Here is a 21,579-nt window from a genome sequence, read left to right on the forward strand (position 1 = left end):
GCAAATGGCAATCCTGATTCGCGGCGGCACCGTGATCGATGCGGACCGCACCTATCGCGCGGACGTACTGTGTGCCGACCCGCAGGACGGCGGCACGATCCTGCAGATCGCGGAGACGATCGACGCGCCGGCCGCCGCGACGGTGGTCGACGCGCACGACCAGTACGTGATGCCGGGCGGCATCGATCCGCATACGCACATGGAACTGCCGTTCATGGGCACGACGGCGAGCGACGATTTTTATTCGGGCACGGCCGCCGGGCTGTCGGGCGGCACGACCAGCATCATCGACTTCGTGATTCCGAGCCCGAAGCAGCCGCTGATGGACGCATTTCGCGAGTGGCGCGGATGGGCAGAGAAGGCTGCGGCCGACTACGGCTTCCACGTGGCCGTCACGTGGTGGGACGATTCGGTGCACCGCGACATGGGCACGCTCGTGCGCGAGCACGGCGTATCGAGCTTCAAGCACTTCATGGCGTACAAGAACGCGATCATGGCCGACGACGAGGTCCTCGTGAACAGCTTCTCGCGGTCGCTCGAACTCGGCGCGCTGCCGACGGTGCATGCGGAGAACGGCGAACTCGTGTTCCGGCTGCAGCAGGCGCTGCTCGCGCGCGGGATGACTGGGCCGGAGGCGCATCCGTTGTCGCGACCGCCGGAGGTGGAGGGCGAGGCCGCGAACCGTGCGATCCGCATCGCGCAGGTGCTCGGCGTGCCCGTGTATATCGTGCACGTGTCAGCGAAGGACGCGGTCGATGCAATCACGCGCGCGCGCAGCGAAGGGCTGCGCGTGTTCGGCGAGGTGCTGCCGGGGCATCTGGTGATCGACGAGTCGGTGTATCGCGACCCGGACTGGACGCGCGCAGCCGCGCACGTGATGAGCCCGCCGTTCCGCTCGGCCGAGCATCGCGAGGCGCTGTGGCGCGGGCTGCAGGCGGGGCAGCTGCATACGACGGCGACCGATCATTGCGTGTTTTGTGCATCGCAGAAGGCAATGGGCCGCGAGGACTTCACGAAGATCCCGAACGGCTGCGGTGGCGTCGAGGATCGCATGTCGGTGCTTTGGCATCACGGCGTGAATCATGGCCGCATCACACCGAACGAATTCGTGCGGATCACGTCGACGAACGCCGCGCAGATCTTCAACCTGTATCCGCGCAAGGGAGCGGTGCAAGTCGGCGCCGATGCCGATCTGGTCGTGTGGGACCCGGCGGCAACGAAAACGATCTCGGTGAAGACCCATCACCAGCAGGTCGACTTCAACGTGTTCGAAGGGATGACGGTGCAGGGCGTCGCGACGCATACGCTGACGCGCGGCGCGCTCGCGTGGGCCGACGGTGAGCTGCGTGCGGTGCGCGGAGCGGGCCGCTATCTGAAGCGGCCGCCCGCAGCCGGCTATTACGAAGCCGCGCGCATCGCGAACCGGCTGCGTGAGCCGCATCCGGTCGAACGCGCGGGCTGAACAGCGTACTTCGTCAGTTGCGCGGGGCGTGTCCGTTCGCACGGCCCGCCCCGCGCGTTCAAGCGGCCGGTCACGTGCATCGCCGGCCCCTGCTTCTTCTCGACCCCGCGTCGATTCGCTCAATATATGGGACGAATCGAGCATCGTCGCGTCCGTGCGATTTTCAGGTACATAGAACAACTGAGCAAATATGCGACGCAAGTGAAACTACACGGAGCATGCCATTTTGTTTGCATTGTCGTCGTGCATGACGGCGAGTAATATCCACCGACGGCGTGACACGGGCGAGCCGGGCCGGGCCGCCTGCCGAGCAGTCCAATAAACATAGAGAGCAAGGAGTACGAGGTGGATATTCTGCGCAGTCTCCTGGGCATGCTGTTCCTGCTGCTGGTGGCCTATCTGCTGTCGAACAATCGGCGCGCGGTGAGCGGCCGGACCCTGATCGCCGCGCTGCTCACGCAGTTCGCGATCGGCGCGCTGGTGCTGTTCGTGCCGTCAGGCCGCGCGGCGCTGGCGGCTGCCGCGAACGGTGTCAATCGCGTGCTCGACATGGGCAATCACGGCATCGCGTTTGTATTTGGGGGGCTGGTGGACGCCCGGATGTTCCAGTTGTTCGGCGACGGCGGGTTCGTATTCGGCCTGCGCGTGCTGCCGATGATCATCTTCGTCACTGCGCTGATCTCGGTGCTGTACTACGTCGGCGTGATGAAGTGGATCGTCGCGATCCTTGGCGCGGGGCTCGCGAAAGTGCTCGGCGTGAGCCGCATCGAGGCGTGCTCGGCCGTCGCAACGATCTTTCTCGGGCAGAGCGAAATGCCCGCGCTCGTGAAGCCGTTCGTGCGGCACATGACGGGCGCCGAGATCTTTACGGTGATGGCAAGCGGCATGGCATCGGTCGCGGGCTCGGTGCTGGTCGGCTACGCCGGTCTAGGCGTGAAGATGGAGTACCTGCTTGCCGCCTCGTTCATGGCGGTGCCGGGCGGGCTGCTGTTCGGCAAGCTGCTGTTCCCGACCGTGGAGCCGAGCCGCGTCGTGGTCGACGGGCTCGATTTCGACGACAAGCGGGCTGCCAACGTGATCGAGGCGGCAGCGTCAGGCGCGTCGGTTGGGCTGCGGATCGCGATCAACGTCGGCGCGATGCTGATCGCGTTCGTGGGGCTCATCGCGCTGATGAACCTCATCGTCGGCGGCGTGGCCGCGTTCGCCGGCTTTCCGCGGGTGACGCTGCTGGGCATCATCGGCCACCTGTTCGCGCCGCTCGCGTGGATCATCGGTGTGCCGTGGCACGACGCCGCGCTGGCCGGCAACTTCATCGGCGAGAAGCTGATCTTCAACGAGTTCGTCGCGTACGGCGACCTGTCGCCGTATCTGAAGGGCGGCGAGCACGTCGCGGCGGCCGGCCTGCAGGTGCTCGACCCGAAGACGCTCGCGATCGTGTCGTTCGCGCTGTGCGGCTTCGCGAACTTTTCGTCGATCGCCATTCTCGCGGGCGGCTTCAGCGCGGTCGCGCCCGAGCGCCGCTCGGAAGTCGCGCGGCACGGCTTGCGTGCGCTCACGGCCGCGACGCTGTCGAACCTGATGAGCGCGGCGATCGCCGGCCTGTTCTTTTCGCTGCACTGAGCGATCGAGGAGACGCAACGATGTTTTTGCCGCAGGAATTCATTCGCCGCAAGCGCGACCGGCAGCCGCTCGATCAAGACGAGATTGCCGCGTTCGTGCGCGGTGTGACCGACGGCAGCGTGACCGAGGGCCAGGTGGCGGCGTTCGCGATGGCCGTGTATTTCAACGACCTGAGCACCGATGAGCGCGTCGCGTTGACGCTCGCGCAGCGCGATTCCGGCGATGTGCTGGACTGGCACGCGCTTGATCTCGGCGGACCGGTGATCGACAAGCATTCGACGGGCGGCGTCGGCGATGTCGTGTCGTTGATGCTCGGGCCGATGGTGGCCGCATGCGGCGGCTATGTGCCGATGATCTCGGGGCGCGGGCTGGGCCATACCGGCGGCACGCTCGACAAGCTCGGCGCGATCCCCGGCTACGACGTGACACCGGACACAGACACGTTTCGCCGCACGGTGCGCGACATCGGCGTCGCGATCATCGGGCAGACCGCGCGGCTCGCGCCGGCCGACAAGCGCATCTATGCGATTCGCGATGTGACGGCGACCGTCGAGTCGGTCGCGATGATTACCGCGTCGATCCTGTCGAAGAAGCTCGCGGCGGGGCTCGACGGGCTCGTGATGGACGTCAAGGTCGGCTCGGGCGCGTTCATGCCGACTGCCGGGAAATCGGCGGAGCTGGCACGCAGCATCGTCGACGTCGGCAACGGCGCGGGCATGAAGACGACCGCGATCCTGACCGACATGAACCAGTCGCTCGCGCCGTGCGCGGGCAATGCGCTCGAGGTGGCCTGCGCGATCGACTACCTGACGGGCAAGTCGCGACCGGCGCGCCTGCATGACGTCACGATGGCGTTGTCTGCGCAGTTGCTCGTGACCGGCGGGCTGACGCGCGATGTCGCCCAGGCGCGCACGATGTTGCTGCAGGCGCTCGATTCGGGCGCCGCGGCGGAACGCTTCGCGAGAATGGTGGCGGCGCTCGGCGGCCCGGCGGACCTGATCGAAGCGCCCGCACGTCATCTTGCCCGGGCCGATGTGATCGTGCCGGTTCCGTCGCCCGCGAGCGGTGTGGTGCAGCGGGTCGATTGCCGCGCGCTCGGGCTCGCGGTCGTCGCGCTCGGCGGCGGCCGCACGCGCGCCGACGATGCGATCGACTACCGTGTCGGCTTGACGGCGCTCGCGGAGATCGGCCAGCGTGTCGAAGCCGGCCAGCCGCTCGGCTACGTGCATGCCCGCGGCGAAGCGTTCGCCGCACGTGCGGTGGAGGAAGTGCGGCAAAGCTACGTGCTGGGCGAGACGGGCGACGCGCCGCCGACCATCTACGAGCAGATTGGCTGACCGGGCGCCGATACCGGCACGGCGGAACGTGCGGATATCGGCGCCAGCTTCACATGACGGGAGTATCGTGCCGGCCGGGGCGCGTCGTGTCGATGCATCCCGGCACACCACTGGAGGCGCCATCGAGATGGAACGAGACGAGCTGATCGAACAGGCCAGGGCGGCGCGCGAGCGCGCGTATGCGCCGTATTCGCGCTTCAAGGTTGGCGCTGCGCTGGAGGCGCGCGACGGAACGGTTTTTCACGGCTGCAACGTCGAGAACGCGTCCTACGGACTGTGCAATTGCGCGGAACGCACGGCGATGTTCGCGGCGATTGCCGCCGGCTATCGTCCGGGCGACTTCGCGCGGCTCGCGGTGATCGGCGACACGGACGGCCCGATCGCGCCGTGCGGCGCGTGCCGTCAGGTGATCATCGAGATAGGCATGCCCGACATCGAAGTGATCCTGGCCAATCTGAAAGGGGCCGTCGAGGTTACGACGGCCCGCGCGTTGTTGCCGGGCGCGTTCAGCCTGTAACGCACTCGCCGCGGCACGCCGCGCGCATTACGCGTCGTCGCGCGCGTCGCGGATCGGGATCACGGTTCGCGCGCCGCACTGGCGCAGCAGATCGCGCAGTTCGTTGATGACCGGAAACACCTCATGGTTCCAGTCGGCGCCCTGCCGATCGTGCGCTTCCTGCTCGCGCTCGACGATCCAGCGATCCTCGCGGAAGATCCGTTCGGTGAACCAGACGAGCAGCGGCCACGCGAGATCGAGCGCGAACGGAATGCCGGGCTTGTGGATGGACAGCAGTCCGAACGTGCGGTTGGTGCGCTGTTGCGCATCGAGCGGCACGTAGACGATCCACAGGTCCATCACGAGGGTGCCTTCGCTCGAGCGGATCTGCAGCGTCTGGTACGGGTAGCCTGTGCGCACCGTCATCACGCTCTTGTCGGCCTGGTCGCCGGGCTTCTTGCTCGAGCCGAACACGAGCGCCTCGCCGACCGGCTGCTTGCCTTCCATGCGCACGAACGTGTAATCGACCTCGACCCAATCGTCGCCGCGGCGCCGGCCGACCGAGCGCGCCCGCATCTGCCCCATCTGCTTGCGATGCAGGAACTGATGGTTCATGTCCATCAGGTTCTCGTGCATGAACGAGTAGTGGCACTTGACCTCGCGGCCGAAGCGGCGCGTCTTGAATGCACGGTCGTCTGCCGATTCGAGCGCGGGGAACGGGCGTTCGTCGGCGAGCGTCGCGTCGCCGGGGAACACGAAGATCAGCCCGTGCGCCTCGCGGCACGGATACGCGCGCACGCCGTTGGGCAGACGCTCGCGGCCGAGATAGGGCACGTCGACGCAGCGGCCGCTATCGCACGCGTAGGTCCATCCGTGGTAGCAGCAGCGCAGCGTTTCGCCGCTCACGACGCCCGCATGCAGCGGGACCTGGCGGTGCGCGCAACGATCTTCGAGCGCATGCACGGCGCCGGATTCGGTGCGCACGAGCACGATCGGATCGCCGGCGAAGCGCACGCCGAGCGTCTTGCCGCGCTTCAGTTCGCGCGACCATGCAAGCGGATACCAGTGATCGGGATGGATGGGCACGCGGCGCAGGTCGCGCACGACCGCGCTGGTGGACGGTTCTTCGAGGGCGCTGCTGTCAGACAAAGGCACTGCGCGCATGCGTGACGCCTCCTGGCTGGACGGAAGATCCGGACGCCGCGACAAGCGGCGTGGCTTGGGAGAAGTCTACGCGAAGTTGCACCGCATGGCGGACGCGATGCGGGTTTGCACCGGCACGGCGAGCGCGGTTTGTTTGATGCGGCGCAATCCGGGGCGCGGGCGGCACGTGTGGCATGCGAGGCCGCCCGGCTGCGGTCTCGGCCGTGCGGCGGGCCGCATCCCGCCACGCGGCCGGTTGCCGGTCACGAGCGGGCGTCGCGCCACAGCACCGGGTCTGTGCGGTACAGCGCGGGAAAGTAGTGTTTCAGCCCGGCAACCTTCGGCAGGTCGTTGAACGCGATGTACGGCGCGTCGGGATGAAGTTCGAGGTAGTTCTGGTGATAGGCCTCGGCCGGGTAGAACCCCTTGTAGTCCTCGATACGCGTGACGACCGGCGCCGGAAACACGTGCGCGGTGCCGAGCTGCGCGATGTACGCGGTCGCGATCGCGCGTTGCCGCGCGGTGGTCGGGAAGATCGCGGACCGGTACTGCGACCCTTCGTCGGGGCCCTGCCGGTTGAGTTCGGTCGGATCGTGGGCGACCGAGAAGAACACCTGCAGCAGCCGGCCGTAGGTAATCTGCGTCGGATCGTAGACGATGCGTACCGATTCCGCATGCCCCGTCAGCCCGGACCCGACGAGTGCATAGTGCGCGGTCTCGGACGCGCCGCCCGCATAACCGGCCGTGACCTGCTTCACGCCCTTCACGTGCTCGAACACGCCCTGCACGCCCCAGAAGCAGCCGCCGGCAAGCACGGCCGTCTCGTCGTGCAATGCGCCGGGCGTTTCGTCGAGTGTCGGCGCGGGCACGGTGCGCATCGGCTCGGCGGAGTTGACGATGCGCTGGTAGCCGAACACGGCGGCGGCCGCGACGGCAAGCGCGCCGATGCGGCGCAGCATTGCCGTGCGCCGTCGCGGCATGGTAGCGCGGGTGGGTGTCGGGTTCATCGTTGGCTCCTTCGGAATGCGTTTGGGAAGACGGCGGTCGGGTGTCGGCCTGGCAGGCGTTCAACCGAATGTGAATGCGTACGCATCGACACCCGGATCGAGGAACTCGATCGCGAAGGTGCGATCGGCGATCGCGCCGGGCTGACGGACGAGCTGGTACAGGCGCTGCCCGGTGACCGTGCCGTAGCCCTGCGCATCGACGTCGGCGCCGTGTGCGGCACCGGGCCCCGCGCCGTCGAGCGTCACGCGAAAGCGCACCGGCTTGCCGTCTGCGCCCGGGCCGAGCACGAGATGCAGGTCACGTGCGTGGAAGCGGTAGACGATCCGGCCTGACGGTGCGGCGAGCGACGCGCGCTCGGCGCCGACTCGCCACGAGCCGGCGAGGCCCCAGTCGTTCAGGCCGGGATGCGCGGGCGCGTCGTAGCGGTGTGCCGTGTCGCGCACGACGCCGCCGGGCGACGTGAAGTCGTTCGCGCGCGCATAGCCGACATAGGTTTCCGGCGAGCGCACGTCGGCGCTATCGGCCGCCGCGAGCGCGCCTTGCGCGGGCGCGCCGGCGAGCCCGAGCGGCACGTTCAATGCTTCCGGGTGGCCGGCTTCGGCGAGCAGCGACTGGATCGCGCGTTCCGACTGCGCGTATTCGCCTTCGCCGAAGTGATGGCGGCGCACGCGTCCCTGCGCGTCGACAAAGTAGTGCGCGGGCCAGTATTCGTTGCTGAACGCGCGCCAGATCGTGTAGTGGTTGTCGATCGCGACCGGGAAGTCAATGCCAAGGTCGTGCACGGCCTTCTTCACGTTGCCGATGTCGCGCTCGAACGCGAACTCCGGTGCATGCACGCCGATCACGACGAGGCCGTATGGCGCGTACTTGCGTGCCCAGGCAGTCGTATATGGGAGCGTGCGCAGACAGTTGATGCACGAATACGTCCAGAAGTCGACGAGCACGACCTTGCCGCGCAGGCCGGCCGCGGTCAGCGGCGGCGAGTTCAGCCACTGCACGGCGCCGTCGAGCGACGGCAGTGTGCCTTCGACCGGCAGCGCGGCCGGTGCCGGTTTCGCAGGTGAGACGTCCGCCGCGCGCATCATCGCGCCGCCGGGGTGCGCGGCATCGACCGTTGCGGCCATCATCGCGCCGCCCGGACCGGTCGCGGTGCGGCCTGCCGAGCCGTCCGCCGGAGCGCCCGTTGCGGACATCGCCGTCGGCGAGCCGCTCGAGTGGCCGCCGAGCCGTTCGACGAGCTTCGTCTCGAGACCACCCGTCGTAACGGTCGACAACTGCGCAAGCGCCCCCGTATCGAGGCCGAGCGCGATCGCGCCGACGCCGGCCAGCAGCGCTGCGCCGATCCCGCGCTTGATCCATTCGCCGGCGCCGAGCGAGCGCTTCATCGCGGCGAACACCTTGCCGCCGATCACGAGCGCGACGCCGAGCGACGTCGCGGCGCCGGCCGCATACGCGGCCAGCAGCAGTGTCGTGCCGACGCTCGCGCCGCGCAGCGCGGCGCCGGTCAGCACGAGCCCGAGGATCGGACCCGCACACGGTGCCCACAGCAGGCCGGTGGCGACGCCGAGCAGCAGCGACGACAGCGGGCCGGCCGGGCGGCCGTCGCGCTGCGCGAGACCGGTGAGCCGGTTGCCTGCGGCGACGAGCGGGCGCGTCAGGTGTTCGGCGAGGCGCGGCATCAGCAGCGTCAGGCCGAACAGCGCGAGCAGCACGATGGCGGCCCAGCGACCGGCCTGGTTGGCTTGCGCGACCCAGCCTCCGCCGACGGCGGCAAGCGTCGCGACGACGGCGAACGTGAGCGCCATCCCGGCCAGCAGCGGCAGGCCGGTGCGCATGAACGGCTGGTCGGCGCGCGCGAACACGAACGGCAGCACGGGCAGGATGCACGGGCTCAGGATCGTGAGCACGCCGCCGAGATAGGCAAGGACGATGAGCAGCATGGTGCGTCTCCAGTCGGTCGGGAGTGGGGCCGGATCAGGCGGCGGCCGGGTGGAAGGCGAGCGCGAGGCCGTTCATGCAATAGCGCAGGCCGGTGGGCGGCGGGCCGTCGTCGAACACGTGGCCGAGATGGCCGCCGCACCGGCGGCAGTGCACTTCGGTGCGGACCATCCCGAACGACGTGTCGGCGTCGGTCGCCACCGCGTGGTCGAGCGGTTTCCAGAAGCTCGGCCAGCCGGTGTGGCTGTCGAACTTGGTGGCCGACGAGAACAGCGCGAGGCCGCAGCCCGCACACGCGAACGTGCCTGTGCGATGTTCGTCGTTCAGCGCGCTGCTGTACGGCCGCTCGGTGCCGGCGTCGCGAAGGATCGCGTACTGGGCGGGTGTGAGCCGGCGATGCCATTCGGCGTCGCTGAGGGTGACTTCAAAAGGGGCGGCTGTTTGCGGAGTGGCAGGCGATGCGGCGAACGCGCGGCCAATCAGTGCGCGCCGGCCGACGGACGACAGGGTCGCGAGCGCGGCGAGGCCGGTGGCGCCGGCGAACAGCAGCAGATGTCTGCGGGTGGGCATGATGGGCTCCTGAAAACATGCGCCCATCGTAGACAGCGGCCGGTGTCGAAGTCCTCACGGAAAGTTAAATGAATTGTGATGATTGGCCGAGTGGTGCGCGCGCGAGGCACCGTGTCCGAGGGGCATTGAGCGACCCCGCCGCGGCGATCGAAAAAGCGCTGCCGCCACCGTCACGGCGCCCCTGTATTTCTGGCGCGGGCAACGACGTGCCGGTGGGCGGGTTCATTGGGCATTGCGTCACACGCGGGCCTGGAGGTTCTTCGATCCGGGCCGGGCGACTGGAGGGTGGCTTCTTTTCTGGCGACGCAGAAGTTCAATTGCGAGCACCCACATTTAGTGCGGTGTGTGGGCGAAGGCTTCGGCGGGAAGATGGCTGGATTCTCTCCGCGGTGCGGAGAGAATTGGGTGAGCGCCCAGCAGGGTTCCGCTGTCGCTGAGATTCCGGTAACGTGGCCACTACTGGCGCGCGCCGGCCCGCCGATTCCCCCATTCCCAGCAAGATGACCGAACTCGTCCCCGCATCCCTCTTGACCGACATCCGCCGCATGATTGATTCGGCGCGCGCCCAGGCGGCCGCGGCCGTCAACGCGGAACTGGCCCTGCTTTATTGGCAAGTTGGTCGTCGCATCTGAGATGATGTGCTGGGCGGGGAGCGCGCGGGCTACGGACAACAAATCCTCCCCGCGCTCGCACGACAACTGAGAGCTGAGTACGACCGGGGTTGGAGCGAGCAGCAATTGCGCCACTGCTTCCGCGCGGCCGAGATGTTTCCCGATGAACCAATTCTCTCCGCACTGCGGAGAGAATTGAGCTGGACCCATCTGAAGATGTTGATGTACGTCGACGACTCGCTCAAGCGCGACTTCTATATTGAACTCTGTCGCGTGGAGCGCTGGTCGTCGCGGCAGTTGCAGGAGCGGATGCAGTCGATGCTGTTCGAGCGCAGTGCGCTGTCGCGGCAACCCGACGAAGTGATTCGGCGCGAAGTGACGCACCTCCGCGACGCGCAGCAGATGACGCCTGACCTCGTGCTGAAAGATCCGTACATCCTCGACTTTCTCGGCCTCAACGATCACTACCTCGAGCGCGATCTCGAAGATGCGATCCTGCGCGAGATGGAACAGTTTCTCCTGGAACTCGGTGCCGGCTTTACATTCGTCGCGCGCCAGAAGCGGCTGCTGATCGACGACGACTTTTATTTCGACCTGTTGTTCTACAACCGGAAGCTCAAACGCCTTGTCGCGATCGAACTGAAGCTCGGTTCCTTCAAGGCCGAGGACAAGAGTCAGATGGAGCTCTACTTGCGCTGGCTCGCGAAGCACGGGCAGGAGCCGGATGAGGCGCCGCCGATCGGCATCATCCTGTGTGCTGGCAAAAAACAAGAACAAATCGAATTGCTCGGGCTCGGCAAAGGTGGTATTCATGTCGCCGAGTACCTCACGGTGCTCCCGCCACGCGAGATGCTACAGGCGAAGCTGCACCAATCGATTGCGGCAGCACGTGCCCGTCTTGATGATCTAGGCGAGTCGTAATGATCGGCCGATCCATCCTTTTTGTCGACGCAGCCGGACCTATGCTGACCGAACCAACATCAAAAACCGGACCGCTCAGTATCTCGGCGAAGCGGATGACCTCGCGACCTTCCTGCAATACGTAGACCGATGGGTTTCGGGAACGCCTGACCTCGGCTCCAACATCCATCTGTTTCGCGGACAGAGGAGCGAGAACTGGCTTCTCAAGCCCGGCATTGCACGACACGTGCGCACGACGCCGATCACCGTGGCGCGCATGCTGGCCGAGTTCAAGCAGCGAGCGATTCCTTATCTGGAGTCGACCCCCGACCTCGCCGAAGTCGACTGGCTGGCGATCGTGTAGCACCACGCGATGCCGACGCGACTGCTCGACTTGTCTGGCAGTGCGCTTGCAGCGCTGTGGTTTGCGATCAAGCAGCCTTCCGACGAGCCCGCGGAGGGGCAGGTGCCTCCTGCTGCAGCTGTGTAGATGCTGGCCTGCGATGAGGCGGACGTGATTTCGGACGAAGAACGCCAGGAAGCGCCAATCACTCCGGGGCTGTTCGGCCTTCCAGGCAGGCGACAATCTCCCGCGCCGAGCGCTGCAGTTCGGGCACGAATCGCCGGATCGCTTCGGCCGACGTGATCGCCTTCGACAGGTAGATCACGTTCAGGCTGCCGAGCACGTGACCATGCGCGGCAATTGCCACCGCAACCGCGCCGATCTTCTTCTGCGCGCCCCAGTCGCTCGCATTGAGTCCAAACCCGTCCACGCGCGTCTGACGAATCAGGTTCACGATGTACGCATCGTCGTGCGCGAGGCGGCGTTGTTCGTCGTCGTCGGCATTCGTGCGCAGCAACGCGAGGATGTCCTCGCGTTCCGCATCGGGGCAGGCCGCGAAATACGCGCGACCGGCTGCGGTCAACAGCATCGGCAGCCTGCGTCCGACCATCGACCTGTGAAATGACAACGGGCTGAAACGGTGGGTGGTCTCGCGGATGATCATTGCATCGCCATCGGGCGTCGTCAGGTCCGACGGCCATACGACGCGCTGTGTCAGCCGCGCCATCACCGGTGGCGCGACAGTCGAAATCCACTCGTCATCCGTAAAGCCTTCGCTCAACGCGCGCACACCCAGCGTCAGCCGGAAGCTGTCGTCGGACGGGCTACGCCGCACGCAGCCCTCGTCGACGAGGGTCTCCAGCAACCGCCGCACGGTGGTCCGGTGCAGCCCGGTGGCCTCGCTGATCTGCTGGCTCGTCGCCCGGCCGTGCTCCATCGCATTGAGCGCGCGCAGCACCTGTAGTCCGCGTGCCAGCCCCCGCACGCTGGTGTATTTCGACACAATAAAGTCCTTATTAATCAATGATGTGCATCAGGTGCACGTTCTGCTCAAATTGTTGAGGCGAACGATTGCGCTCCTTAGACTTTGTTCGAAACCGGATGCCCGGGCGGCGAGGAAGGCCCGGTGGATGGCGTCGGCGAAGACCCGTTCATCGTAGCAGAGCCCGATTTGCCCCAGTGGCCGGCCGGAAGGTGGAGACGCGCGGCGGCCGCATGCCGCGCCCGACAGAAAACAGGAGACAGAGATGCCCGCCCAACACGTGGCTGCGCCCGCGTCGGCCAGCCCCCACGTCATCGCGACCGATGTCGCGATCATCGGCGCCGGTCCGGTCGGCCTGATGATCGCGAACCTGCTGGGCCAGCAAGGCGTCGGCACGATCATCATCGAGAAACTCGACCAGATCATCGACTACCCGCGCGCGATCGGCCTCGACGACGAGGCACTGCGAGTGTTCCAGACAGTCGGCCTCGCCGACGCGCTGCTGCCGCATACGACCCCCGATCACTGGATGCGCTTCGTCACCGGCAGCGGTCATTGCTTCGCATCGATCGAGCCGCGCACCGACGAGTTCGGCTGGTCGCGCCGCAACGCCTTCATCCAGCCGCTCGCGGACCGCGTGCTGTACGACGGCCTGAAGCGCTTCCCGCACGTCGACGTGCGGTTCGGGCACAGCGTCGATACGTTCGCGCAGGACCGCGACGGCGTGACGATCGACATCGTCGACGCACACGGCGCGAAGCAGACCGTGCGCGCTGCGTACCTGGTCGGAGCCGATGGCGGCAACAGTTTCGTGCGGCGCACGCTGAACGTACCGTTCGAAGGCCGCACGAAACCGAACCAGTGGATCGTCGTCGATGTGCGCAATGACCCGCTCGGCTCGCCGCACGTGTACCTGCACTGCGATGCGGAGCGGCCTTACGTGTCGGCCGCGCTGCCGCACGGGATCCGCCGCTTCGAGTTCATGGTGATGCCCGGCGAGACCGAGGAACAACTGTCGCGACCGGAAAACCTGGCCGCGCTGATTCGCAAGGTGGTTGCCGATCCGGACAAGGTCGACTACATCCGCAAGCGCGTGTACACGCACAACGCGCGGCTCGCGCGCCGTTTCGACATAGGCCGCGTGCTGCTCGCGGGCGATGCCGCGCACATCATGCCTGTCTGGCAGGGACAGGGCTACAACAGCGGGATTCGCGACGCGAGCAATCTCGGCTGGAAGCTCGCGATGGTCGCGAAGGGGCTGGCCCGTCCGGAGCTGCTCGCGAGCTATACGCTGGAGCGGCGTGACCATGCGCGTTCGATGATTCACCTGTCGGAAGTGGCCGGCGACATCTTTGCTCCGACGACGCGCGTCGGCCGCTTCGTGCGCGACGGCTTCGTCCGCGCGCTCAGCGCGGTGCCGGCCGCGAAGCGCTATTTTGTCGAGATGCGCTTCAAGCCGATGCCGCGCTACGAGGCCGGCGTCGTGATGCTGCCGCAACGTACGCGCAACGGCGGCATGCTCGCGCGGCTGCTCGAACGCGCGGGCGGCAGCGCGCCGGGCCGGCTGCTCGGCCTGATGAGCCAGAAGCGTAGTTCGTGGTTCGGCCAGCTCGTCTACGGCCGCGACGCGTTCGGCGAGTCGCCGGTCGGGCGGATGTTCATCCAGCCGCGCGTGCGTACTGCCGACGGCCGCACGGTGCGGCTCGACGATGCGATCGGTAACCGCTTCGCGGTGATAGGCTGGGGCAGCGATCCGACCTTCGGCCTCACCGACGCGGCGCGCGCGGTGTGGGAGCGGCTCGGTGCATGCTTCGTGCTCGCGAAGCCGGACGTGCAGCTCGACTATGCGGCCGACGTGCCCGACGGCGTGATCGCGATCGGCGACACCACCGGCCGCCTGAAGGACTGGTTTAGCCGGATCCCGCAGTCGGTCGTGGTGCTGCGGCCGGACCGTTTCGTCGCGGGCGTATGCGCGCCGCAGGAAGTGTCCGATGCGATCGTCGAACTTTCGTCGCTGTTGCACCTGACCGATAGCGTGCCGAACGTGCCGTCGGCGCGGGCCGATGCGGTCGCGCATGGGCCGAGCGCACAGCCGGCGGGAGCGTGACATGCCGATCCTGCTCGAATGTCTGTCCCATACACCGCTGCACGGCTATTTCGATCCGGCGCCGGACGTGGTTGCCGAAGTCGAACGCGTGCAGGCCGCGGCCCGCGTGCGCGTCGAAGCGTTCGATCCCGAATGCATCGTGCTGTTCGCGCCGGATCATTACAACGGCTTCTTCTACGACCTGATGCCGCCGTTCTGCATCGGCATCGCTGCAGAATCGGTCGGCGACTACCGAAGCCTCGCGGGCCCGCTGAACGTGCCGGCCGCGCTCGCGCGCGAGATGGCCGAGGCCGTGCTCGACAGCGACGTCGACGTGGCGGTGTCGTACCGGATGCAGATCGATCACGGTTTCGCTCAAGCGCTCGAAGTGCTGACGGGCGGTCTCGACCGCTATCCGGTGATTCCCGTGTTCCTGAATTCGGTCGCGGCGCCGATGGCAACGCTGCGCCGCGCACGCCTGCTCGGTGACGCGATCGGCCGCTTCATCGCGCGCACCGGCAAGCGCGTGCTCGTGATCGGGTCGGGCGGCATCTCGCACGAGCCGCCCGTGCCGGAACTCGCGACCGCGAGCCCCGAGATGGCCGAGCGGTTGATTGCCGGTCGCAATCCGGACGCCGATGCGCGCGCCGCGCGCCAAGCGCGCACGGTCGCCGCCGCACGCGCATTCGCAGCCGGCGACAGCTCGCTGCACGCGCTCAATCCCGAATGGGACCAGGCGTTTCTAGACGTGCTCGAACGTGGCGAACTGAAGGCCGTCGACGGGATGACCAACGAAGCGATCACCCGCGACGGCGGCAAGTCCGCGCACGAGATCCGCGCGTGGGTTGCCGCGTTCGCCGCGCTGGCGGCCGCTGGCCCATATCACGCGGTGCGGGATTTCTACCGCCCGATTCCCGAATGGATCGCGGGCTTCGCCGCGATGCACGGCTGGTCTGCGGGGGATACCCCGCCGCGATCGAATCGTCCAAATGAAAAGGAATGACGACATGCTGACGCAACAACAGATCGACGCGCTGGCTGCACGCCTGCGCGACGCCGAACGGGAATGCGCGCCGATCGATCCGCTGCGCGCGGAAATCGGCGAGCAGAACGCGGAAGACGCGTACGCGATCCAGCAGGCGAACGCCGCGCTGCGGCGCGAACGCGTGGTCGGACGCAAGATCGGCCTGACCTCGGTCGCGGTGCAGCAACAGCTCGGCGTCGACCAGCCGGATTTCGGCACACTGTTCGTATCGATGGCCTATGGCGACGCCGAACCGATGCGTCTGTCGCAGCTGATCCAGCCGAAGGTCGAAGCCGAAATCGCGCTCGTGCTCGAACACGATCTCGTGCACGAGAAGCACACGTTCGCCGAACTGCAGCGCGCGACCGCCTATGCACTCGCGGCGATCGAAGTGGTCGACAGCCGCATCAAGGACTGGAACATCCGCTTCGTTGACACCGTCGCGGATAACGCGTCGAGCGCGCTGTTCGTGCTCGGCAGCCGGCCCGTGCTGTTGAAGGACATCGATCTCCGGAGCTGTGAGATGACACTCGGGTCGGACGGCGAAGTGCTGTCGCGCGGCAGCGGCGCCGCATGCCTCGGCAATCCGCTGAACGCGGCCGCATGGCTCGCCGACCGCATGGTGCAGCTCGGCACGCCGCTGCGCGCGGGCGACGTGATCCTGACCGGCGCGCTCGGGCCAATGGTCGCGGTCAAGCAACCCGGCACGTTCACCGCGCGGATCGCCGGCCTCGGCAGCGTGTGCGCCACCTTCATCGATTGAGGAATTCCATGAGCGTTCAGAAACTCAAGGCCGCGATCATCGGTTCGGGCAACATCGGCACCGACCTGATGATCAAGATCATGCGGCATGCGAAGCATCTCGAAGTCGCGGCGATGGTCGGCATCGATCCGTCCTCCGACGGTCTCTCGCGCGCGGCGCGCCTCGGCGTCGCGACGACGCACGAAGGCGTCGAAGGCCTCACGCGGTTGCCGGTGTTCGACGATATCGACTTCGTGTTCGATGCCACGTCGGCCGGCGCGCACGTGAAGAACGACGCGTACCTGCGCGCGCTGAAGCCCGGCATCCGCTGCATCGACCTGACGCCCGCGGCGATCGGCCCGTACTGCGTACCGGTCGTCAACCTCGACGCGCATCTCGATGCGCCGAACGTGAACATGGTCACCTGCGGCGGGCAGGCGACGATTCCGATGGTCGCTGCCGTGTCGCGCGTCGCGAAGGCTCACTACGCGGAGATCGTCGCGTCGATCAGCAGCAAGTCGGCCGGGCCCGGCACACGCGCGAACATCGACGAATTCACCGAGACGACGTCGAAGGCGATCGAGGTGGTCGGCGGCGCCGCGCATGGCAAGGCGATCATCATCCTGAACCCGGCCGAGCCGCCGGTGATGATGCGTGACACCGTGTATGTGCTGTCCGAGCCAGCCGATCGCGAGCAGATCGCCGCGTCGGTCGAAGAGATGGCGCGCGCGGTACAGGCCTACGTGCCCGGCTACCGGCTGAAGCAGGCCGTGCAGTTCGACGAGATTCCCGTTTCCGCGCCGCTGAACATCCCGGGCCTCGGCCGCGTGAGCGGGCTGAAGACGTCGATCTTCGTCGAGGTCGAAGGCGCCGCGCATTACCTGCCTGCCTATGCCGGCAACCTCGACATCATGACGTCCGCCGCGCTCGCGACCGCCGAGCGCATGGCGCAGTCGCTGCAACGCGTGAGCGCGTAAGGAAGCTTCCCGATGAGCAAGAAACTCTATATCTCCGACGTCACGCTGCGCGACGGCAGCCACGCGATCCGGCATCAGTACTCCATCCAAAACGTGCAGGACATCGCGCGTGCGCTGGACCACGCGCAGGTCGACAGCATCGAAGTTGCGCACGGCGATGGCCTGCAAGGGTCGAGCTTCAACTACGGCTTCGGCGCGCACAGCGATCTCGAATGGATCGCGGCGGTGGCGGACGTCGTCGAGCACGCGAAGATCGCGACGCTGCTGCTGCCCGGAATCGGCACGATCCACGACCTGAAGGCCGCCTACGACGCCGGCGCGCGCGTCGTGCGCGTCGCGACGCACTGCACGGAAGCGGACATCTCGAAGCAGCACATCGAATACGCGCGCGAGCTCGGCATGGACACGGTCGGCTTCCTGATGATGAGCCACATGACGACGCCGGAAAACCTGGCCGTCGAGGCGAAGAAGATGGAAAGCTACGGCGCGACCTGCATCTACGTCGTCGATTCGGGTGGCGCGCTGAACATGAACGACGTGCGCGACCGCTTCCGCGCGATCAAGGCCGTGCTGAATCCTGACACGCAGACGGGTATCCATGCGCACCACAACCTGAGCCTGGGCGTCGCGAACTCGATCGTCGCCGTCGAGGAAGGCTGCGACCGGATCGATGCGAGTCTCGCCGGCATGGGGGCGGGCGCCGGCAACGCGCCGCTCGAAGTGTTCATCGCGGCGGCCGAGCGGATGGGCTGGAACCACGGCACGAACCTGTACACGCTGATGGATGCTGCGGACGACATCGTGCGCCCGCTGCAGGATCGCCCGGTGCGCGTGGATCGCGAGACGCTCGCGCTCGGCTATGCGGGCGTGTATTCGAGCTTCCTGCGCCACTCGGAAGAGGCAGCGAAGAAATACGACCTGAAGACGGTCGACATCCTCGTCGAGCTCGGCAGGCGCCGGATGGTCGGCGGGCAGGAGGACATGATCGTCGACGTCGCGCTCGACCTGAAGCGCGCGCACGGCTGACATCGCGAAGGGCTGCAGCAGCCGCGCCGTTGGTTTGCTTTCGGCGACCGCCGCGCCTTCATCGACATCGCCGCAAAGAGCGATACACATTACATCGGAGACTTTTCATGAACACGTCGGAACACGGCCGCGCTGGCGGCGCACGCACGATCGGCTTATGCCTGCTCGTCGCATTGCTTGAAGGACTGGACCTGCAATCGGCCGGCATCGCCGCACCGCGCATGGCGCATGAATTCGCGCTCGGCGCAGCCCAGATGGGCTGGGCGTTCGGGATCGGTGCGCTCGGGCTGCTGCCCGGCGCGGCGCTCGGCGGACGGCTTGCAGATCGCCTTGGCCGCAAGCGCGTGCTGATGCTGGCGGTCGCGCTGTTCGGCGTGTTCTCGCTGGCGACCACCCATGTGTGGAACTTCGAGAGCCTGCTTGCCGCACGCTTCCTGACCGGCCTCGGTCTCGGCGCCGCGATGCCGAACCTGATCGCGCTGTGTTCGGAAGCGGTGGCGCCGCAACGGCGCAGCACGGCGGTCGGCGCGATGTACTGCGGGATGCCGTTTGGTGCGGCGCTCGGCGCGGCGATCGGCGTTGTCAGCACCGATCCGGCAGGCTGGCGGCACGTGTTCTACGTCGGCGGGATCGGGCCGCTGCTGGTATTGCCGCTACTCGCTTGGTGGCTGAACGAGTCGGCGCAGTTCGCCGCGACGCGCACGTCGGCGACGCCGGAGGACGCGAGCATGGCGCACGCGTTGTGGGGAGATGGCCGCGCGTTGACGACCGCGGCGCTCTGGGCGAGTTATCTCGGCACCCTCGTCGTGCTGTATTTCCTGATGAACTGGCTGCCGTCGATGGTGATGACGCGTGGCCTCACGCATGCGCAGTCGAGTTTCGTTCAGGTGATGTTCAACGTCGGTGGCGGAGTCGGTGCGGTCGGCATCGCGAGCCTGATGGACCGTATTGGCCGGCGTCGCACGGTGATCGGCATGTATGTCGGCATCGCATGCGCGCTCGCGATGCTGACCGGCGCGAGGGATGCGGCGTGGCTCGCTGGCGGCGCGCTGCTGTGCGGGATGTTCCTGGTCGGCGGGCAGTCGGTGCTGTATGCGCTCGCAAGCGCGATCTATCCGACGCGCATGCGCGGCACGGGTGTCGGCGCGGCGGTCGCCGTCGGTCGGCTCGGCTCGATCCTCGGGCCGTTCGTCGCCGGGCAGCTACTCGCGCTCGGCGAGAGCACGACGATGCTGATGGCGTCGAGCATTCCGCTCGTCGTGGTCGCGGCGCTGTCGGCGTTGACGGTGGTCGCGCGCGATCGCGCAGGCGCGCGGGTGCTGGTGGCCGAGTAGGGAGGGTATTTCAGGGACGAGGCGGGCACGCCCGCTTCGCACTTTCCAGTCGCGGATGTGCAAGCGCGCATTCGCGTGATCGACGCATGAACAAACGAGGTTCAACATGACGCAGCAAAGACGAACATTGACGGAAGACAGCACGAGCCGGTTCGTGCAGGTGAAGGTCGGCGAGCATGACTTGAAGCTGCATTACAACGACGTGGGGCAGGGCCGCGAAACGGTCGTGATGCTGCACGGTTCCGGGCCCGGCGCGAGCGGATGGGCGAATTTCCACCGTAATGTCGACGCGTTCGTCGATGCCGGCTACCGCGTCGTGCTGCTCGACTGCCCGGGCTGGAGCAAGAGCGACACGATTGTCAACACGGGATCGCGCTCCGAGTTGAACGCGTTCGCACTCAAAGCGCTGCTCGATGCGCTCGACATCGAACGCGTGCACATCGTCGGCAACTCGATGGGCGGCCATAGCGCGGTCGCGTTTGCGCTACTGTATCCGCGGCAGGTCGGCAAGCTGGTGCTGATGGGCGGCGGCACCGGTGGCCCAAGCCAGTTCGTGCCGATGCCGACCGAAGGCATCAAGCTGCTGCAGAAGGTGTATCGCGAGCCGACGCTCGAGAACCTGAAGCAAATGCTGAACATTTTCGTGTACGACGCCAGCAGCCTGACCGACGAGTTGATGCAGGCCCGCCTCGCGAACATCCTCGCGCGCCGCGATCATCTCGAGAATTTCGTGAAGAGCGTTGCCGCGAATCCGAAGCAGTTCACCGACTACGGCCCGCGCCTCGGCGAGATTTCGGCGCCGGCGCTCGTGATCTGGGGCCGCGACGACCGCTTCGTGCCCGTCGATATCGGCCTGCGTCTGGTGTGGGGGATGCAGAATGCCGAACTGCACGTGTTCGGCCGGTGCGGCCACTGGGCGCAGTGGGAGCACGCGGAGAAGTTCAACCGGATGGTGCTCGAGTTCCTCGGCGAATGACGCGCCCGTATCCGGTGTGACGGTCGCGCGTGACCGCCGGGCCGCTCCGTGTGCTGCAAAGGGCGGCAAGCGGCGCGTCTTTCGCACGTGCGCATGCCGCGTTCAGCCGTGACGCCGGAATGGCGCGCGGCGCATCAGATCGATCAACGCGTCGAGCTCCGGCGAATGCGGTTCGGTGCGCGTGACCATCAGCAGGTCGATATCGGGTGTGGGCGGTGCAAGCGGGCGGCAGCACATCGATTCGCCCGCGAGGGCCTCGACGTACGCGGGCAGCAACGCGACGCCGAGCCCCATGCCGACGAGGTTCAGGTTCAACAGGATGTTCGTAGCGACCTGCACGGTGTCGGGCTCGATTCGATGATCGGCGAAATACCGCCCGACGATGTCGTGGAGCTGGCCCGCATACGCCGGGTTGGTCTGGATGAACGGCTGGCCGTCGAGCATCGCCGGTTCGACCTGCGCGTACGTGGCGAGCGGGTGGACGGCCGGCATCAGCACGACGAGCGGTTCCGTCAGCACGACTTCGGCATGCAGGCCCGGCGCGTGCAGGGGCCGGCGCATGAATGCGATGTCGATGTCGCCGCGCAGCAGCGCGTCTTCCTGTTCCATCGTCGGCAGGCTGCGCAATTCGACGTGCACGCCGGGAAACTGCATCCGCAGCTTCGGCAGGATCGCCGGAAAGATCGCGACCTCCGCTGCGGGCACAAATCCGATCTTCACCGTCAGCGCTTGCTGGCGGCCCGCCTGCCTGGCACGTTCGACCGCGCGATCCGCTTGCGCGAGCACGAGCCTCGCTTCCGTGAGAAATACGCGGCCCGCCTCCGTCAGTTCTACTTTGCGCTTCGAGCGTTCGAGCAGTTGCGTGCCGATCTCGTCTTCGAGATCGCGTATCTGCTGGCTCAGCGACGGCTGCGCGGTATGCAGTCGTTGCGCGGCCCGCGTGAAGTTCAGCTCGTCGGCGACGGCCACGAAATAGCGCAAGTGTCGGAGTTCCATTCGGCAGT

Annotated in this window: 18 protein-coding genes and 1 pseudogene; 13 read left to right on the forward strand and 6 right to left on the reverse strand. The window is 67.0% G+C overall.

Annotated features, from left to right (window positions below; translation table 11 throughout):
* Positions 1-4 precede the first annotated feature (4 nt).
* The 4 genes from hydA to WI26_RS30180 all read left to right on the forward strand — a co-directional run bounded on the left by hydA (position 5) and on the right by WI26_RS30180 (position 4,936).
* Positions 5-1,462, forward strand: coding sequence for a dihydropyrimidinase (hydA, locus tag WI26_RS30165; RefSeq protein ID WP_069228256.1), 1,458 nt, complete (start codon positions 5-7; stop codon positions 1,460-1,462).
* Positions 1,463-1,807: 345 nt separating this feature from the next.
* On the forward strand, positions 1,808-3,082 hold the full coding sequence (locus tag WI26_RS30170; protein ID WP_069228257.1) for a NupC/NupG family nucleoside CNT transporter: 1,275 nt from the start codon (positions 1,808-1,810) through the stop codon (positions 3,080-3,082).
* A 20-nt stretch (positions 3,083-3,102) separates the two neighbouring features.
* Positions 3,103-4,419, forward strand: a complete 1,317-nt coding sequence (gene deoA / locus WI26_RS30175; RefSeq protein WP_069228258.1) for a thymidine phosphorylase — start codon at positions 3,103-3,105, stop codon at positions 4,417-4,419.
* A 127-nt stretch (positions 4,420-4,546) separates the two neighbouring features.
* Entirely contained in the window at positions 4,547-4,936 is a 390-nt protein-coding gene (locus WI26_RS30180) for a cytidine deaminase (RefSeq protein ID WP_059450114.1), read from the forward strand.
* Between the two features lie 27 nt (positions 4,937-4,963).
* On the opposite strand, the gene WI26_RS30185 is transcribed toward WI26_RS30180, so the two are convergent.
* From WI26_RS30185 to msrB, 4 genes are all read right to left on the reverse strand, one after another.
* Positions 4,964-6,079 (reverse strand): aromatic ring-hydroxylating oxygenase subunit alpha, encoded by a 1,116-nt coding sequence (locus tag WI26_RS30185; protein WP_069228259.1) that lies wholly within the window; start codon positions 6,077-6,079, stop codon positions 4,964-4,966.
* Positions 6,080-6,321: 242 nt separating this feature from the next.
* Entirely contained in the window at positions 6,322-7,065 is a 744-nt protein-coding gene (msrA, locus tag WI26_RS30195) for a peptide-methionine (S)-S-oxide reductase MsrA (protein WP_069228261.1), read from the reverse strand.
* Between the two features lie 60 nt (positions 7,066-7,125).
* Positions 7,126-9,006: a cytochrome c biogenesis protein DipZ gene (locus WI26_RS30200; RefSeq protein WP_069228262.1), complete on the reverse strand. Its 1,881-nt coding sequence runs from the start codon at positions 9,004-9,006 to the stop codon at positions 7,126-7,128.
* 34 nt (positions 9,007-9,040) lie between these two features.
* Entirely contained in the window at positions 9,041-9,574 is a 534-nt protein-coding gene (gene msrB / locus WI26_RS30205) for a peptide-methionine (R)-S-oxide reductase MsrB (protein ID WP_069228376.1), read from the reverse strand.
* Positions 9,575-10,074: 500 nt separating this feature from the next.
* Here msrB and WI26_RS30210 point away from each other — a divergent pair.
* Positions 10,075-11,106, forward strand: a pseudogene (locus WI26_RS30210) (PDDEXK nuclease domain-containing protein).
* A gap of 352 nt (positions 11,107-11,458) precedes the next feature.
* On the forward strand, positions 11,459-11,575 hold the full coding sequence (locus WI26_RS33230) for an FRG domain-containing protein (RefSeq protein ID WP_236849373.1): 117 nt from the start codon (positions 11,459-11,461) through the stop codon (positions 11,573-11,575).
* Positions 11,576-11,633: 58 nt separating this feature from the next.
* Here the strand turns inward: WI26_RS33230 and WI26_RS30215 are convergent, their stop codons facing one another.
* Complete coding sequence (locus WI26_RS30215) at positions 11,634-12,431, reverse strand: DNA-binding transcriptional regulator (protein ID WP_069228264.1); 798 nt, start codon at positions 12,429-12,431, stop codon at positions 11,634-11,636.
* A gap of 244 nt (positions 12,432-12,675) precedes the next feature.
* On the opposite strand from WI26_RS30215, the gene WI26_RS30220 reads away from it, so the two are divergent.
* The 7 genes from WI26_RS30220 to WI26_RS30250 all read left to right on the forward strand — a co-directional run bounded on the left by WI26_RS30220 (position 12,676) and on the right by WI26_RS30250 (position 20,575).
* Complete coding sequence (locus tag WI26_RS30220; RefSeq protein WP_069228265.1) at positions 12,676-14,517, forward strand: bifunctional 3-(3-hydroxy-phenyl)propionate/3-hydroxycinnamic acid hydroxylase; 1,842 nt, start codon at positions 12,676-12,678, stop codon at positions 14,515-14,517.
* Between the two features lies 1 nt (position 14,518).
* Positions 14,519-15,499 (forward strand): 3-carboxyethylcatechol 2,3-dioxygenase, encoded by a 981-nt coding sequence (locus WI26_RS30225; protein ID WP_069228266.1) that lies wholly within the window; start codon positions 14,519-14,521, stop codon positions 15,497-15,499.
* Positions 15,500-15,503: 4 nt separating this feature from the next.
* The gene (locus WI26_RS30230; protein ID WP_069228267.1) at positions 15,504-16,283 is read left to right on the forward strand and encodes a fumarylacetoacetate hydrolase family protein; all 780 of its coding nucleotides are present in this window, start codon (positions 15,504-15,506) and stop codon (positions 16,281-16,283) included.
* A gap of 8 nt (positions 16,284-16,291) precedes the next feature.
* On the forward strand, positions 16,292-17,239 hold the full coding sequence (locus tag WI26_RS30235; RefSeq protein WP_069228268.1) for an acetaldehyde dehydrogenase (acetylating): 948 nt from the start codon (positions 16,292-16,294) through the stop codon (positions 17,237-17,239).
* A gap of 12 nt (positions 17,240-17,251) precedes the next feature.
* Complete coding sequence (gene dmpG / locus WI26_RS30240) at positions 17,252-18,265, forward strand: 4-hydroxy-2-oxovalerate aldolase (RefSeq protein ID WP_069228269.1); 1,014 nt, start codon at positions 17,252-17,254, stop codon at positions 18,263-18,265.
* Positions 18,266-18,372: 107 nt separating this feature from the next.
* Entirely contained in the window at positions 18,373-19,599 is a 1,227-nt protein-coding gene (gene mhpT, locus WI26_RS30245) for a 3-(3-hydroxy-phenyl)propionate transporter MhpT (RefSeq protein ID WP_069228270.1), read from the forward strand.
* Between the two features lie 106 nt (positions 19,600-19,705).
* Complete coding sequence (locus WI26_RS30250; RefSeq protein ID WP_069228271.1) at positions 19,706-20,575, forward strand: alpha/beta fold hydrolase; 870 nt, start codon at positions 19,706-19,708, stop codon at positions 20,573-20,575.
* 102 nt (positions 20,576-20,677) lie between these two features.
* Here WI26_RS30250 and hcaR read toward each other — a convergent pair whose 3' ends face one another.
* Entirely contained in the window at positions 20,678-21,571 is an 894-nt protein-coding gene (gene hcaR, locus WI26_RS30255) for a DNA-binding transcriptional regulator HcaR (protein ID WP_069228272.1), read from the reverse strand.
* Positions 21,572-21,579 lie beyond the last annotated feature (8 nt).

This window comes from Burkholderia diffusa (assembly GCF_001718315.1).
GTDB classification, from domain to species: Bacteria; Pseudomonadota; Gammaproteobacteria; order Burkholderiales; family Burkholderiaceae; genus Burkholderia; species Burkholderia diffusa_B.

Excerpts from the sequence above, each read along its gene's own strand:
- WI26_RS30180 (WP_059450114.1), top strand. The coding sequence starts at position 4,547 with ATGGAACGAGACGAGCTGATCGAACAGGCCAGGGCGGCGCGCGAGCGC.
- WI26_RS30235 (WP_069228268.1), top strand. The coding sequence starts at position 16,292 with ATGAGCGTTCAGAAACTCAAGGCCGCGATCATCGGTTCGGGCAACATC.
- WI26_RS30250 (WP_069228271.1), top strand. The coding sequence starts at position 19,706 with ATGACGCAGCAAAGACGAACATTGACGGAAGACAGCACGAGCCGGTTC.
- msrB (WP_069228376.1), bottom strand. The coding sequence starts at position 9,574 with ATGCCCACCCGCAGACATCTGCTGCTGTTCGCCGGCGCCACCGGCCTC.
- WI26_RS33230 (WP_236849373.1), top strand. The coding sequence starts at position 11,459 with ATGCCGACGCGACTGCTCGACTTGTCTGGCAGTGCGCTTGCAGCGCTG.
- WI26_RS30185 (WP_069228259.1), bottom strand. The coding sequence starts at position 6,079 with ATGCGCGCAGTGCCTTTGTCTGACAGCAGCGCCCTCGAAGAACCGTCC.
- msrA (WP_069228261.1), bottom strand. The coding sequence starts at position 7,065 with ATGAACCCGACACCCACCCGCGCTACCATGCCGCGACGGCGCACGGCA.
- hydA (WP_069228256.1), top strand. The coding sequence starts at position 5 with ATGGCAATCCTGATTCGCGGCGGCACCGTGATCGATGCGGACCGCACC.
- deoA (WP_069228258.1), top strand. The coding sequence starts at position 3,103 with ATGTTTTTGCCGCAGGAATTCATTCGCCGCAAGCGCGACCGGCAGCCG.
- dmpG (WP_069228269.1), top strand. The coding sequence starts at position 17,252 with ATGAGCAAGAAACTCTATATCTCCGACGTCACGCTGCGCGACGGCAGC.
- WI26_RS30225 (WP_069228266.1), top strand. The coding sequence starts at position 14,519 with ATGCCGATCCTGCTCGAATGTCTGTCCCATACACCGCTGCACGGCTAT.
- WI26_RS30200 (WP_069228262.1), bottom strand. The coding sequence starts at position 9,006 with ATGCTGCTCATCGTCCTTGCCTATCTCGGCGGCGTGCTCACGATCCTG.
- mhpT (WP_069228270.1), top strand. The coding sequence starts at position 18,373 with ATGAACACGTCGGAACACGGCCGCGCTGGCGGCGCACGCACGATCGGC.
- WI26_RS30220 (WP_069228265.1), top strand. The coding sequence starts at position 12,676 with ATGCCCGCCCAACACGTGGCTGCGCCCGCGTCGGCCAGCCCCCACGTC.
- WI26_RS30230 (WP_069228267.1), top strand. The coding sequence starts at position 15,504 with ATGCTGACGCAACAACAGATCGACGCGCTGGCTGCACGCCTGCGCGAC.
- hcaR (WP_069228272.1), bottom strand. The coding sequence starts at position 21,571 with ATGGAACTCCGACACTTGCGCTATTTCGTGGCCGTCGCCGACGAGCTG.